Raw genomic sequence first — 13,426 nt, forward strand, 5'->3', positions numbered from 1 at the left:
TGCTCTTCCGATCTGTCCGCGGCCGCCGGCCGTCCGGCCGCAGAGCCCGGCGCTCCCGCGCCGGAGACCACTGCCGGCGGGCTGCCCAAGCGGCGCCGCCGGTCCCCGCAGCACCAGGCGGCCGCACGACCGGCCCCCGCGCCGGACGCGCGACCCGCGGCCGCCGCGGCGGAGCAGCCCCCCGACCGCACGGCCGAGGAGGCCGCGCAGCGTATGGGCGCCTTCGCCCGCGGCACCCGCACCGGCCGCGGCGCCCCCGGCGTCCCCGACGCCGGCACCCCCACCCCCGGCCGCGGCGCCCCGACGGGAACGCCCCAGGAGGAAGGAAACACCCCAGGATGATCGAGCCCATGACCAACGAGCTGGGCTGGATGCTCGATGAGGTCCTCAAGGTGCCGGAGGCCCGGCACGCGATCCTGCTCTCCGCGGACGGCATGCTCCGGGCCCATTCCGCGGACATCGACCGGGACGACGCCGAGCGGCTGGCCGCCGGGCTCTCCGGCGTGCAGTCCATCAGCCGCAGCACGGCCGAGTTCTGCGGGCGCGAGGACACGCCGTGGCGGCAGACCCTCATCGAGTTCGCGCACGGCTACGTCTTCCTCGTCGCCGCCGGCGAGGGCGCCCATCTCGCCGTGTCCACCACCGAGAACGTGGACATGGAGGCGGTCACCTACCGCATGCACAAGCTGGTCGACCGGCTCGGCAAGGAGCTGACCAGCCCGGCGCGGCAGGACACCGGCAGCCCGGCATGAGCCCGCCCCGGCGCCGCCCCGACGGCGGGCTGGTGCGGCCGTACGTCGTCACCGACGGGCGTGCCCATCCGACCCGCAACACGCTGGACCTCGTCACCCTGCTGACTGCCGGGGACGACCTGCCCCTCACCGGGCTGAGCCCGGAGAAGCGGCGGCTGGTGGAGCTGTGCCGGCCCGGAGCCCTGTCGGTCGCCGAGGTGGCCGGGCATCTGGCGCTGCCGGTCAGCGTCGTCAAGGTGCTCGTCGCCGACCTGATGGACAGCGGCCACCTCGCCACCCGCGCGCCCGTCCCGTCCGCCATGCCGTCCGACGCACGCATACTCCAGGAGGTCCTCGATGGGCTCCGCTCCCTCCTCTGACCGTTCCCCCGGCCTCGCCGCGGACGCCTATCTCCGGCGCAGCGTGCAGAGCGCGGCGAAGCTGCTCGTCGTGGGGCACTTCGCGGTCGGGAAGACGACGCTGGTGGGTGCGCTGTCCGAGATCCGCCCCCTGCACACCGAGGAGATCATGACGCAGGCCGGTGCCCTCGTCGACGATCTCGCGGGGACCGAGGACAAGACCACCACCACGGTGGCCATGGACTTCGGCCGGCTCACCCTCAGCGAGCGGCTGGTGCTCTATCTCTTCGGCGCGCCGGGGCAGCAGCGCTTCACCCGGCTGTGGAAGGACATGACCCGGGGCGCGCTGGGCGCGCTGGTCCTCGCGGACACCCGCCGCCTCGACCAGTCCTTCGAGGTGATGGGGGTGCTGGAGGAGCTGGGCATCCCGTACGCGGTGGCCGTCAACCAGTTCGACGGGTCACCGGAGTTCGCCCTCGAGGAGGTCCGGGAGGCGCTGGACCTGCTGCCCGAGACGCCGCTCGTACGGTGCGACGCCCGCGACCGGATCTCCTCCACCCGGGCGCTGATCGCCCTCGTCGAGTACCTCCAGACCCGCATCGGCGACCCCCGTCCCCTGGAGCACACGTGACCTCCACCCCCGCTTCCCCCGGACCCACCGAAGGCGCCACCTCCGAGAAGGCCGCCCCCGAGGGCGCCGCGCCCGGCGGTGCCGCGCCGCCGCCCGGCTGCCCGGCGCACACCGGTGCCGAGCCGATTTACGGGCCCGGATTCGCCGCCGACCCGGGCGCCGTCTACCGGCGGCTGCGCGCCACCGGGCCCACCGCTCCCGTCGAACTCGCCCCGGGCGTGCACGCCACCCTCGTCCTCGGCTACGAGGCCGCGCTGCACGTGCTGCGCACCCCGGAGACCTTCTCCAAGGACCCGCGGCGCTGGCGGGCGCTGGCCGACGGCACGGTGCCCCCGGACTCCCCGGTCGTCCCGATGATGGGGTACCGGCCCAACGCCCTGCTCACCGACGGCGAGGAGCACCGCAGGTACCGGGAGGCCATCACCGACAGCCTCGGGCGGGTCGACCCCAACGCGCTCTCCGCCGGGGTCGCCCGCAGCGCCGACCGGCTCATCGACGGGTTCGCCTCCCGCGGCGAGGCGGACCTGCTCGGCGAGTACGCGCAGGTGCTGCCGCTGCTGGTGTTCAACCGGCTGTTCGGCTGCCCGCCCGACTACGGCGACCGGCTGGTCGAGGGCATGTCCGGCATCTTCGAGGGCGTGGACGCCGAGAAGGCCAACGACCTGCTCACCGACACCATCACCCGGCTCATCGCGCTCAAGCGGGACCGGCCGGGCGCGGACGTGACCTCCTGGCTGATGGCCCACCCCGCCGGGCTCACCGACGAGGAACTGCTGCACACGCTCGTCCTGCTCATGGGCGCCGGCACCGAGCCGGAGCAGAACCTCATCGCCAACAGCCTGCGGCTGCTGCTCTCCGACGACCGCTTCGCGGGGGATCTCTCCGGTGGCAGCCTGGCGGTCGAGGACGCCCTCGACGAGGTGTTGTGGACGGACCCGCCGATGGCCAACTACGGCGTGCACTTCCCCGTCCACGACGTGCCGTACGGGGACACGGTGCTGCGTGCGGGCGTGCCCCATGTCGTCAGCTTCGCCGCCGCGAACACCGACCCGGCACTCGCCGCGGAGCAGCGGGCCGGGAACCGGGCCCATCTGGCCTGGAGCGCCGGGCCGCACACCTGCCCGGCGCAGGGCCAGGCCCGGCTGATCGCCGCGGTGGCGGTGGAACGGCTGCTGGACCGCCTGCCGGACCTGGAGCTCGCGGTGCCGGTCGGTGAACTGGAGTGGCGCCCGGGCCCGTTCCACCGGGCCCTCGCCGCGCTGCCGGTGCGTTTCCCGCCGGCCGCCACCGCGGCGGACGCCGCCGGGCCGGGCTCCGGGACGGCCGCGGCGTCGCCCGGGGAGGGCCCGGCGGTCCCTGCGGGTACGGGCGCCGGGGGCCTCCCGGAGGCCGGTGCCGCCGGGGGCGCGGACGACGCGGAGCCGCCGCTCACCCGTACCGCGCCGTCCGTACGGGCCGTGCAGGGCGCACGCCGCGCCTGGTCCGCGCTGCGTTCCTGGTGGCGCGGCGAGACGCGGGACGAGGCCGCCGGCGCGGCACCCGATCCGCTCCCCGGCGAGCGGCGGTGACGCCCGGCCGCGGCAGCGCTCAGGCAGCAGCGCGGACCGGTGACGCGGTGCCCGGCCGCGTGGCCCCCGGGCGGCTCCCGGTGGCTCCCGGGTGGTTCACCCCAGGCGGGCGGGCAGGTGCCGGTGGCCGTTGGAGATGAAGGACTCCACCGGCTGCAGCTCCTCCTCCGGCACCGCCAGTTCCAGTCCGGGGAAGCGGTCGAAGAGCGCCGGCAGGGCGATACGGGCCTCCAGCCGGCCCAGCGGGGCCCCGAGGCAGTAGTGCACGCCGTGCCCGAACGCCAGGTGCTCCTTGTCCTCGCGGAGCACGTCGAACCGGTCGGCGTCCGGTCCGTACCGGGCGGGGCAGCGGCCGGCGGCGGCGTACGCGGCGAGGATCGCCTCGCCCCGGCGGATCACCGTGCCGTCCGCGCCGGCGTCCTCCGCCGTGTCCCCGTCCGCGGCGGTGTCCGCGGCGGCGTCCAGCGGGATGTCCTCCACCGCGTACCGCAGCGGCAGGCTGGCCACCGGCGCGTCCACCCGCAGCGTCTCCTCGATCACGTCGTCCCAGCCGGCGCGGCCCTCCCGCACCAGCGCGAGCTGTCCGGGACGGGTGAGCATCGCGTGGATCGCGTTGTCGATGAGGTTCACCGTGGTCTCGTGCCCGGCGCTGATCATGAGCACCAGGGTGTCGAGCAGTTCCTGCTCGCTCAGCCGGGTGTCGCCCTCGTCGTCGCGGGCGGCGATGAGCCCGCTGGTCATGTCGTCGCCCGGGGTCTTCCGCTTCGCCGTCACCAGCGCGCCGAGGACCTCGTACAGCCGGGCGTAGGTGGCGGTGACCTCCTCCGGGTCCGCGGAGGTGTGGAAGATGCTGTCCACGATGGTCCGCAGCTCCGCCCGCTGCTCCTCCGGCACCCCGAAGAGCTCGCTGATCACCCGGATGGGCAGCGGGTAGGCGAAGCCCTCCCGCAGGTCCACCACGGCGCCGTCCCGCCCGGCCTCGGCGAGGCCGTCCAGCAGGCGGGCGGTGATCTCCTCGATGCGCGGCCGCAGGGCCTCCGTCCGGCGCGCGGTGAACGCCTTGGCGACGAGCGTCCGCAGCCGCCGGTGCTCGGTCCCGTAGGCGGTGAACATGTTCCGCACCGCGACCCAGGTGTAGAGCGGCCACTCCGGGGAGATCCGGCCCTCGATCCACTCCGGCCAGTGCTGCCGCGGGTCCTTCGAGACCCGGGGATCGGTGAGCAGCCGCTTCAGCAGCTCCGGGCTGCTGACCGCCCAGGCCTCCACCCCGCCGGGCAGTTCGACCCGGGTCGCCGGCCCTCTCGCGCGGATGCGGGCCGCCTCCCCGTGGATGTCGCGGCCGGCCGGGTCGATCACCGTGCGGGGCCGAACCCCCATCTGAGCCTCCTGAGATCCGAACTCCTGTACAGCGCCTGGCCCTTCGCACGCTAGGCCGCCCGGTGGCCGGGCACGAGAGCGCTCCGCACACGCTGCGTGCGAGGACAACTTCCCTACGCGTACGCGTAAGTGGGAGTGGGCGTTCCGCCGTACCTTCGCGCGGGAGGGGTACTGCGTCAGCGCGCCGGCGGACGGAGCCGCCCCGGATCACGGGATGCGCGGATAGCACGTGGACCACGAGGGAAGTACGAGAACGGCGACGGGGAAACGAGGGGAGAGCCGGTGAGCTCCATGACCACGAGCAGGAATCGGCACTGGGTGCAGCCGCACACGGCAGAGGTACGGACGTTACCGGCGGGGCGGTGGTGGGACGCCGTACGCATCCCCCGCCGGCTCGGCGAACGGGTCCTCGGGCAGCTCGGCGAGGACGCGGGCGCCGTGATCGACGACGGGTACGGGGACATCGTCTACCTCCTCGTCCGGCCCGGCACCGCGGACCACTGGCAGCTGGACCACGCGCGGGTCCTCGGGGACGGCTGCCATGTGGCGATTCCGCCGCAGCAGCGCGCGCAGGGCCCCGGGCTGCACTGGCGGGTGACGCCGACCCGGGACCGCTACTGGACCTGCGCCGAACGGCTGTACGCCGCGCTGCTGTCGGCGCTCTCCGGCCCCCCGGCGCCGGAGACCGCGGGGGCGCCGGGAGCACCGGGGACACCGGGGCGCCACGCGGCCGGGGCGCGGCCGGCCCTCGCCCGCACCTGCTGCCTCTGCGCCCGCAGCACCGAGGCGGCGATCCAGGTCCGCGCCGCGGTGTACGCCTGCCCCGACTGCATCCCCCACTGCCCGGTGGGCCCCGCCCGCGGCGACTCCCACTGGGACTAGCACCGTCCGGCGGATCTGTGCGGGCCTGTTACGCCTGTCGGCAGCCAGGCGGCGGCGTACCTGGGCCGTCCGGGCGCGGGACGCCCGTGGCGCCGGGCCGCGGGAAAGCGCGCGACGCCCGGGGCGGGGGCGTGCGAGGATCGTCCGGCGGCCGGCGAGCGCCGCGTCCGCGCGGTCGTGCCGGCCTGCACGGGCCCGCCCGCACGCATGCGCCGGCGAACAGACCAACGGGGGAGGCCCACGCATGCGCAAGCTCGTCTACTACATCGCCACCACGCTCGACGGCTTCCTCGCCGGCCCGGACGGCGGCGACCCGAGCGGCCCGGACGGCTTCTGGCCGGTCCCGGAGGACTACCTCCGGCACATCGTCGCGGAATACCCGGAGACCCTGCCCGCCCCGGCGCGGGAGGCGCTCTCCGTCACCGCCGGGGGGACGCGCTTCGACACCGTCCTGGAGGGGCGCCGCACCTACGAGATCGGTCTCCGGGCCGGGCTCACCGACGCCTACCCGCACCTGCGCCACCTGGTGTTCTCCCGGACCCTGACGGAGAGCCCGGACCCGGCCGTGGAACTGGTCGCGGACGACCCGGTGGAGACCGTGCGGAAGCTCAAGCAGGAGGACGGCCGGGACCTCTGGCTGATCGGGGGCGGCGAGCTGGCGGGCGCCCTGCTGCCGGAGATCGACCGGCTCGTCCTCAAGGTGGGGCCGCTGACCCTCGGCACCGGCATCCCCCTCTTCGGCGGCGGCGCGGCCTTCGAGCCGCGCCGGTGGGAGCTCACCGAGCACCTCGTGCTCCGGAGCGGCGCCGCCTTCCTCACCTACGACCGCGCGGCGGAGTGAGGGCGGCGCGGCCGGGGAGCGCCGCGGGGCCCGGCTCCACCTGAGCGGCCGTCGCCGGACGCGCGCTGGGGCGCCGTCCCCCGTGGAGAGCGGGGCCGTCCGTGGCGCGGTCCGTGGGGCGGGGCCCGTCCGTGGCGCTGGACAGCGGGCCGGATTCCGTAAAGCGGCCCGCCGCCCCTCTACCCTGCGGTAACTTCACGTCGGGGCGTGCACACCGTCCGTACGAGAAGGGACCGCAGCCCATGGCCATGGCGGCAGACGGCACGTACGACCCCGCCGAGCGCCCCCGGCGCTCCTGGTGGGGCTGGGGGCACGCGGACCGCGCGCTGCCCGACGCGGAGTGCGTGGCGCTCGCCGCGCAGCTCCCCGGTTTCACGGAGCGGACGGACGCCCCCGAGCGCCCGCTTCCCGTGCCCGAACCGGCCCGGCTGGACCTCTCACCGCCCCGCCTGGCGCCCCCCGGCGCCCTCGCCCACCGGGTCTCCACGGCGCCGTACGACCGCGCCGCGCACACCTACGGCAAGGCGTACCGCGACGTCGTACGCGCCCTGCACGGCGAACTCGCAGCCGCACCCGACCTCGTGGCCTACCCGCAGACCGAGTCCGAGGTGGCCGACCTGCTCGACTGGGCCGGTACCCACGACGTCGCCGTGATCCCCTACGGCGGCGGGAGCTCGGTCACCGGCGGCGTCGAGTACCGCGCCGACGACCACGCCGCGGTGCTCTCCCTCGACCTCACCGCCCTCGACCGGGTGCTGGAGATCGACCGGACCAGCCGGGCGGCCCGCGTCCAGGGCGGCGTGCTCGGCCCGGACCTGGAGGACCAGTTGCGCCCCCACGGGCTGACCCTGCGTCATTTCCCGCAGAGCTTCGAGTTCTCCACCCTCGGCGGCTGGCTGGCCACCCGCGCCGGCGGCCACTACGCCACCCTCTGGACGCACATCGACGACCTGACGGAGTCGCTGCGGGTGGTCACCCCCGCCGGGGTCAACGAGTCCTGGCGGCTGCCCGCCTCGGGCGCCGGCCCCTCCCCGGACCGGCTCTTCCTCGGCTCCGAGGGCACCCTCGGGGTCATCACCGAGGCCTGGATGCGGCTCCAGGACCGCCCCCGGCACAAGGCGTCCGCGGCGCTCGGCTTCGCCGGGCCCGGCGGCTTCGAGGCCGGGCTGGAGGCCGTACGGGCCATCGCGCAGTCCGGGCTGCACCCGGCGAACTGCCGGCTGCTCGACCCCGGGGAGGCGGCCCTCGCCGGGGCGTCCGCACCGGGCCGGGACGACGAGAGCGTGCTGGTGCTCGGCGCCGAATCCGCCCACCACCCGGTCGAGGGGCGGCTCGCCGAACTCGTCGCCGTCGCCCGGGACCACGGCGGCACGCCGCGCACCCGGCACGCCCCGGCACCGGGCGGAGAGGGCGGGACCGCCGGGGACGCCGGGGAGGAAGGGGGGCCCGGGGACGGCGCGGTGGACGCGTGGCGGCGGGCCTTCCTGCGGATGCCCTACCTCCGCGACGCGCTGGCCCGGATGAGCGTGCTCACCGAGACCTTCGAGACCGCCTGCACCTGGGACCGCGCCGCCGCGCTGCACGCCGCCGTACGGGAGGAGGTGGGCGCCGCCGTACGCCGCGTCACCGGGGCGCCCGCCACGCTGAACTGCCGCGTCACGCACGTCTATCCGGACGGCCCCGCGCTCTACTTCACCGTGCTCGCCCCCGGCCGGCCCGGCCGGGAGGCCGCCATGTGGGACGAGGTCAAGGCAGCCGCCCTGGAGACCCTGCTCCGGCACCGGGCCACCGTCACGCACCACCACGCGGTCGGCCGGGACCACCGCCCGGCCTACGACCGGCAGCGCCCGGAGCCCTTCGCGCTGGCGCTGCGCGCCGCGAAGACAGCGCTCGACCCGCACGGCATCCTCAACCCGGGAGTGCTCCTCGACCCGGCACGCGGCTGAACCGGCCCCGGGGCCCATCGGCCCCGGGTGCTGAGCGGGCGGAGAGGCCGGGCCGGCGACAGGGGTACGGCGGGTGGCGTACGGCGACGGCGGACGGCGGGGACGCGGGAGGCCCGGCGGGTCAGGAGCACCACCAGAGGAAGCAGTCGTCCTCGTCGTCCTGGGGTGGATCGTCGCCCTGGTCCGGTGGGGGATCGGAGGGCTGGGTGGGCTCGGGCTCCGAGGTGGGCGGCGGCCGGGTCGGCTCGGGTGCGGTGTCGCCCGGGTCCGGCCGGATGGTGCCCGTCTCGCTGGTGGGCTCCGGCGACGCCTCGCCGGACGGTTCCTCCGACGGGTCGCCCGAGGCGTCGTCCGACGCCTCGTCCTCCGGCTTCTTCTCGTCCTTCCCGCTCTCGCTCGCGGAGGGCGAGGCCTCCTCGGACGCGCCCGGCGCGCCCGAGGGCAGCCGGCCCTGGCCCACGCCCACGCCGTCTCCGTCCCCGGCGTCCTGCCCCGCAGCACCGTCCTGCCCGGCGGCCTGGTCCTCGACGTCCTCGGGGCCCGAGGAGAGCGGTCCGTCCCAAGGGAGAGAGCCCGGGGCCCCGATCTCGGCCACGCTCACCCCCAGCAGGGCCACCCCCAGGCAGGCCGCCAGCACCACCACCCGGCGGCCCCGGCCGCGCCGCGCCCGGCGTCCGCGTCCGTGTCCGCGTCCGGAGCGTCCCTCGGGGTGCGTGGCGGGGGCCTCGTGGTGGGGGTCGTCCTCCGGGCGGGCTTCCGCCGCGGGCTCGTCCGGGGCACCGGGGCCCGCAGCGGCACCGGGCGCCGGTGCGCCCTCCGCGGGGGACGCCGGTCCGGGCCCCGGTCCGGGCGGCGGTGCGGGGCGGTCACCGGCGGCGGGCCCGTACGGGTCCGGCCGGCCCGGGGTCCGGGGCAGGCCGTATCCCTGCGGCGGGTGGGGGTGCTGCGGCTGCCGGGCGGCGTGCGGCCCGCCGGGCGCGTACGGGTCCGGCTGCCCGTACGGTTCCTGCCCGTACGGTCCGCGGGGGCGGGCCTCCTGCGGCACGTAGACGGGTCCCGGAGCGCCGGCGCCCGGTGCGGGCGGCGGGCCGTCGCCGGGGAGGACGGGCCGGGCCGGTGCGGCCGGCAGGAAATCGGCGGGTGTGCCGCAGCCCGGGCAGGCCAGGGCGCCGTTCAGGTACCGCCGGCACGGGGGGCAATAGTCCATGGCGCGGGAAGGCTATGGGCCCCCGGCCCACCGGTGGAACCCGGGCGGTGTAAGGATCCTGTGCCGACCCGGGGGAGACGCCGGGACGGCGCAGGTCGGAAGGGGCGTCCCCGCCGGCGGGGGCCGGCGGGGACGCGAACACGGGGCCGGGCGCACCGCGACGGGCCCGGACGGGCGCGCGCGGAGCCGCAGCGGCCGCTGCCGGGGCCCCGCGGTGACGGGGGCCCCGGCAGCGGCCCGGACCTGCGCGGCCCGGGCCGGTGCCGGCTCAGGACGGCGCGTTCCACTTCTGGTTGGCGGCTCCGGTGCAGGTCCAGATCTGCAGCGGGGTGCCGTTGGCGGAGTCGTTGCCCGTCACGTCGAGGCACTTGTCGGCCTGCGGGTTGACGATGTCGTTCGCACCGCTCACCACCCACTGCTGGGCGGCGGTGCCGTTGCACTCCCAGAGCTGCACCCTGGTGCCGTCGGCCGTGCCGCCCGCGTCCACGTCCAGGCACTTGCCGAGCGCCCGCAGGGTGCCGTCGCCGGCGACGGTCCACTGCTGGGCCGCGGTGCCGTTGCAGTCGTAGAGCTGCACGGGCGTGCCGTTCGCGGTGTCCGCCCCGGCCACGTCGACGCACTTCCCGGCCAGGCCGGTGATCGGCCCGGTGCTGCCGCCCCCGCCGGAGTCGCCGCTGGTGACGCGCACGTGGTCGACCACGAGCTGCTGCGGGAAGACGGTGCTGGAGTCCGGGTCGCCGGGCCAGTAGCCGCCGACCGCCAGGTTGAGGATGAGGAAGAAGGGCTTGTCGAAGACCCAGGGGTCGCCGCCGAGGTCGGCGGGCGTCCGGGTCTGGTAGACCTGCCCGTCGACGGACCAGGTGATGCGGTCGGGCGCCCAGTCGACGGCGAAGGTGTGGAAGCCGTCGGCGAACTCCTCGCCGTTCGGGAGGGTGTAGCCGGCGCCGATGCCCTCGGAGCCGGAGTAGCCCGGGCCGTGCAGGGTGCCGTGCACGGTGCTCGGCTCAAAGCCGACGTTCTCCATCACGTCGATCTCGCCGCTGGCCGGCCAGCCGACGTCGCCGATGTCGTGGCCGAGCATCCAGAAGGCGGGCCACATGCCCTGCCCGCGCGGGACCTTGAGCCGGGCCTCCACATGGCCGTACGTCTGGGTGAAGCGGCCCGCGGTGTTGAGCCGGGCGGAGGTGTACTCGCACCGGCCGTACCAGCACTGGTAGTCGCCCGGGTTCTCCTTGCGTGCGGTGATCACCAGGTGGCCGTCGCCGTCCAGGGCGGCGTTGGCGTTGCCCGGTGTGTAGTACTGGCGTTCGTGGTTGTTGACGTTGTCGCCGGTCTCGAGCTGCCACTTGGAGCCGTCGACGGCGGCGCCGGCCGGGCCGTCGAAGGTGTCCTCGAAGGTGACGGCCATGGGGGCGGCCGCCTCCGCCGCCGCGGGTTCCGCGGCGGGGGCTCCGGCCGGGGAGCCGGTGGCGGGCGTGGCGCCCAGGGCGGCCAGGCCGAGGGCTGCGGTCAGACCGGCGGCGAGCAGCGACGCTCTGCGGCGGCCGCGGAGGCCCGGCCGGGAGCGGGAAGGGGTGCCGGAACGGCGGGCGGAGCCGGAGGGTTCGGATGCCCCGGAGGACCGGGGGGACTGGGGGGACCGGGGGGACCGCGAGAACATGGACTCACCTCATCTGCGCGTGTGGGGGGCGCTGTCGGGGGTGACGCGCGGGCCGGTACGGGCCGGGGCGCGCGGTCCGTCTCGCCGTGGCGGCGCGCGTGGGGGCGCCGCGCTCCGAGCCGTTCCGGGGGCTCTGGTCCGTACTATTCGTGGCCTCCGGCGAGTCGACCACGTTGAGGTGGACCCGTCAAGAGAGCGCTCTCATGGCGCGTCGTCCTCCGCGGTCCGTCCGATACCCGTCAGGTGGGCGAAGACCACCACGTTCCCCTGGTAGCCCCCCGCTTCGGGGTCGAAGCTGCCCCCGCAGGTGATCAGCCGGATCTCCGGCCGCGCCGCAGGGCCGTACACCCGCTGGTCCGGGAAGTCCGGCCCCTCGTAGACCTCGACGGCGTCCACCACGAAGGTCGCGGTGAGCCCGTCCTGCCGGTCGATCAGGACCGTGGCCCCCTCCTTCAGCGCGCCGAGGCGGTAGAAGACCGCCGGGCCTTCGGCGGTGTCCACGTGCCCCGCGACCAGCGCCGTCCCCACGTCGCCGGGGACCGTGCCGTCCTCGTACCAGCCCGCCGCCTCCCCCTCGTCCCGCGGCGGCGCCTCCAGCGCGCCGTCCCCGGTGAGTCCCAGCCCGGTGAGCGGCGCGTCCACCCCGATCGCGGGAACGCGAACGCGCTCCGGCCGGCCGGACATCGGGACGGGTGAGAGCTCGGGCACGGACTCCGCCGAGGGGCGGGGATCGGTGGTGACGGCATGGGCGGCCGGAGGGCGGGGCGGGGTGTGCCGGTCCGTCCCGTGGTCCAGCAGCCACACCCCCGCGCACAGCGCCGCCGCCGTGCCGGTGGCGACGACGGTCTCGACGCCGCGGGACCGGGTGCTCTGCGGCACCTCGTCAGCCTCCCTTCCGTGTTCGCTGTGTCGCCGTCCCGCCGCGCAGCCCGCCGCGGGGCTCCGGGGCACGGGACCATGGGTGCGCGGGACCGTCCGTGGGTCTGTCCGTGGGGGCCTCCGTGGGGCCTCCGTCGGGGCGTTCGTACGCCCGTCCGTACGCCGGGACGCCCCGGTGCGCGGACGACGCCGCCTGGGGTGTCGCCCGCGCACCGTCCCCGCCGGGGGCCGGCGAGCTCCGGGAGGCCGCTGCCGCAGCGGACGGCTCCCTGGACGCCGGTCAGTGACCCCGCGTCACGTGACGACGGCGCAGGTAGAACGCGCCGCCCGCCGCCGCGACGAGGGCCAGCGAGCCTCCGGCGAGCTGGGCGGTGTCGACGCCGCCGCTCCCGCCGGTGCCCGCGTGCACCCGGCCGCGGGGCATGGGCCCGTGCTCGCCGTCGTGCCCGTGGTGGTCCCGGCCGGCGTGGCCGTACCCGTCGTGGTGCCGCATGTCCTGATGCCGGCCGTCGTGGTGCCGCTGGTCGTGGCCCTGCACGGGGTGGTCCCGCATCTCGTGGTCGCGGGGGTCGTGGTCCCGCGGGTCGTGTTGCTGCGGGTCCTGGTCCTGCGGCGGCTGGTGCCCGTCCCCGGCGTCCGGGACGTGCCGCTGGTGGTCCTGCGGCGGCTCCTTCCCGTCCGGGTCCTGCTGGTGGCCGGGCTCCCGGTGGCCCGGGTCGGCGGGGGCGGGCCGGTCCTTCGGCACGGGTTTCCCGGCGTTCCCGTCGTGTCCGGCGTCCCCCTTCCCGGCCTTCGGCGCACCCTTGCCCACGACGACGGTGCCGGTGAGCTCGTTGCCGTTGTCGCAGGAGCCGCCGATGCCGTAGTTGCCGGGCTTGGCGTTGCCCGGGACGGTGAACTCCGCCCGCAGAAGCTGGGGCTTCGCCGGATCGGGAGCGTTCAGCGTCAGCTCGCCGACGCCGAGCGAGGAGGCGTCGACGGTGGCGGTGGCACCGTCGTCACCGCAGGCGTTCGTCGACAGCCGGACCGTGCTCCCCGGTGGCGCCGGGTCCGGCGCCACCCGGATGTTGCCGAAGTCGCCGGCGGCGGCGGAGGTCGTGGCGAGCCCCGTGGCGGCGACCGAGAGGGCCGCTCCGGTCAGCAGGCGGCCCAGGCATATGCGCGACGGAGCGCCGGAAGCGGCCGGTGCGGGGCGCGTACGCCGGGGATGTGTGGGACGCATGGGCGATACCTCCGTGGAGCGGTGCGGCGCGCTGCTGCGCCGCGCGGGGTCGGGGACAGGTCCGCTCCCCCGAGCCAACCGGCCCGAGCCCGCACGCGCCTGCCGACGAACGCCCGTACGGTC

12 protein-coding genes and 1 pseudogene are annotated in these 13,426 nt (G+C 76.3%); 8 read left to right on the plus strand and 5 right to left on the minus strand.

Annotation, left to right across the window (positions count from 1 at the left end; all coding sequences use genetic code 11):
• From HOY81_RS17345 to HOY81_RS17365, 5 genes and pseudogenes are all read left to right on the plus strand, one after another.
• Positions 1-342: pseudogene (locus tag HOY81_RS17345) on the plus strand (hypothetical protein); the annotation flags it as partial.
• Positions 339-752 carry a roadblock/LC7 domain-containing protein gene (locus tag HOY81_RS17350; RefSeq protein WP_237321343.1) on the plus strand — a complete coding sequence of 138 codons (414 nt, stop codon included), beginning with the start codon at positions 339-341 and terminating at the stop codon, positions 750-752. The pseudogene HOY81_RS17345 and the gene HOY81_RS17350, both read left to right, overlap by 4 nt.
• A complete protein-coding gene (locus tag HOY81_RS17355; RefSeq protein WP_237321344.1) occupies positions 749-1,111 on the plus strand; it encodes a DUF742 domain-containing protein in 363 nt (120 codons plus the stop codon). Before HOY81_RS17350 ends, HOY81_RS17355 begins: the two co-directional genes overlap by 4 nt.
• Positions 1,089-1,721, plus strand: a complete 633-nt coding sequence (locus HOY81_RS17360) for an ATP/GTP-binding protein (protein WP_237321345.1) — start codon at positions 1,089-1,091, stop codon at positions 1,719-1,721. The genes HOY81_RS17355 and HOY81_RS17360 overlap by 23 nt, the downstream gene beginning before the upstream one ends.
• Positions 1,722-1,846: 125 nt before the next feature.
• Positions 1,847-3,289, plus strand: a complete 1,443-nt coding sequence (locus HOY81_RS17365) for a cytochrome P450 (protein WP_237321381.1) — start codon at positions 1,847-1,849, stop codon at positions 3,287-3,289.
• A gap of 96 nt (positions 3,290-3,385) precedes the next feature.
• Here the strand turns inward: HOY81_RS17365 and HOY81_RS17370 are convergent, their stop codons facing one another.
• On the minus strand, positions 3,386-4,666 hold the full coding sequence (locus tag HOY81_RS17370; RefSeq protein WP_237321346.1) for a cytochrome P450: 1,281 nt from the start codon (positions 4,664-4,666) through the stop codon (positions 3,386-3,388).
• A gap of 282 nt (positions 4,667-4,948) precedes the next feature.
• On the opposite strand from HOY81_RS17370, the gene HOY81_RS17375 reads away from it, so the two are divergent.
• From HOY81_RS17375 to HOY81_RS17385, 3 genes are all read left to right on the plus strand, one after another.
• Positions 4,949-5,548: a hypothetical protein gene (locus HOY81_RS17375; RefSeq protein ID WP_237321347.1), complete on the plus strand. Its 600-nt coding sequence runs from the start codon at positions 4,949-4,951 to the stop codon at positions 5,546-5,548.
• Between the two features lie 244 nt (positions 5,549-5,792).
• Entirely contained in the window at positions 5,793-6,389 is a 597-nt protein-coding gene (locus tag HOY81_RS17380; RefSeq protein WP_237321348.1) for a dihydrofolate reductase family protein, read from the plus strand.
• Between the two features lie 242 nt (positions 6,390-6,631).
• A complete protein-coding gene (locus tag HOY81_RS17385) occupies positions 6,632-8,335 on the plus strand; it encodes an FAD-binding oxidoreductase (protein ID WP_237321349.1) in 1,704 nt (567 codons plus the stop codon).
• 121 nt (positions 8,336-8,456) lie between these two features.
• Here the strand turns inward: HOY81_RS17385 and HOY81_RS17390 are convergent, their stop codons facing one another.
• From HOY81_RS17390 to HOY81_RS17405, 4 genes are all read right to left on the minus strand, one after another.
• Complete coding sequence (locus HOY81_RS17390; RefSeq protein ID WP_237321350.1) at positions 8,457-9,542, minus strand: hypothetical protein; 1,086 nt, start codon at positions 9,540-9,542, stop codon at positions 8,457-8,459.
• Between the two features lie 268 nt (positions 9,543-9,810).
• Complete coding sequence (locus tag HOY81_RS17395) at positions 9,811-11,202, minus strand: glycoside hydrolase family 16 protein (protein WP_237321351.1); 1,392 nt, start codon at positions 11,200-11,202, stop codon at positions 9,811-9,813.
• 201 nt (positions 11,203-11,403) lie between these two features.
• Complete coding sequence (locus tag HOY81_RS17400; RefSeq protein ID WP_237321352.1) at positions 11,404-12,081, minus strand: class F sortase; 678 nt, start codon at positions 12,079-12,081, stop codon at positions 11,404-11,406.
• 280 nt (positions 12,082-12,361) lie between these two features.
• Positions 12,362-13,303 (minus strand): hypothetical protein, encoded by a 942-nt coding sequence (locus HOY81_RS17405; RefSeq protein WP_237321353.1) that lies wholly within the window; start codon positions 13,301-13,303, stop codon positions 12,362-12,364.
• Between the last annotated feature and the right edge of the window lie 123 nt (positions 13,304-13,426).

It is taken from the genome of Streptomyces sp. JJ36, assembly GCF_021696945.1.
In the GTDB taxonomy this organism is placed as follows: domain Bacteria; phylum Actinomycetota; class Actinomycetes; order Streptomycetales; family Streptomycetaceae; genus Streptomyces.

Excerpts from the sequence above, each read along its gene's own strand:
- HOY81_RS17355 (WP_237321344.1), top strand. The coding sequence starts at position 749 with ATGAGCCCGCCCCGGCGCCGCCCCGACGGCGGGCTGGTGCGGCCGTAC.
- HOY81_RS17380 (WP_237321348.1), top strand. The coding sequence starts at position 5,793 with ATGCGCAAGCTCGTCTACTACATCGCCACCACGCTCGACGGCTTCCTC.
- HOY81_RS17390 (WP_237321350.1), bottom strand. The coding sequence starts at position 9,542 with ATGGACTATTGCCCCCCGTGCCGGCGGTACCTGAACGGCGCCCTGGCC.
- HOY81_RS17350 (WP_237321343.1), top strand. The coding sequence starts at position 339 with ATGATCGAGCCCATGACCAACGAGCTGGGCTGGATGCTCGATGAGGTC.
- HOY81_RS17405 (WP_237321353.1), bottom strand. The coding sequence starts at position 13,303 with ATGCGTCCCACACATCCCCGGCGTACGCGCCCCGCACCGGCCGCTTCC.
- HOY81_RS17395 (WP_237321351.1), bottom strand. The coding sequence starts at position 11,202 with ATGTTCTCGCGGTCCCCCCGGTCCCCCCAGTCCCCCCGGTCCTCCGGG.
- HOY81_RS17360 (WP_237321345.1), top strand. The coding sequence starts at position 1,089 with ATGGGCTCCGCTCCCTCCTCTGACCGTTCCCCCGGCCTCGCCGCGGAC.
- HOY81_RS17370 (WP_237321346.1), bottom strand. The coding sequence starts at position 4,666 with ATGGGGGTTCGGCCCCGCACGGTGATCGACCCGGCCGGCCGCGACATC.
- HOY81_RS17385 (WP_237321349.1), top strand. The coding sequence starts at position 6,632 with ATGGCCATGGCGGCAGACGGCACGTACGACCCCGCCGAGCGCCCCCGG.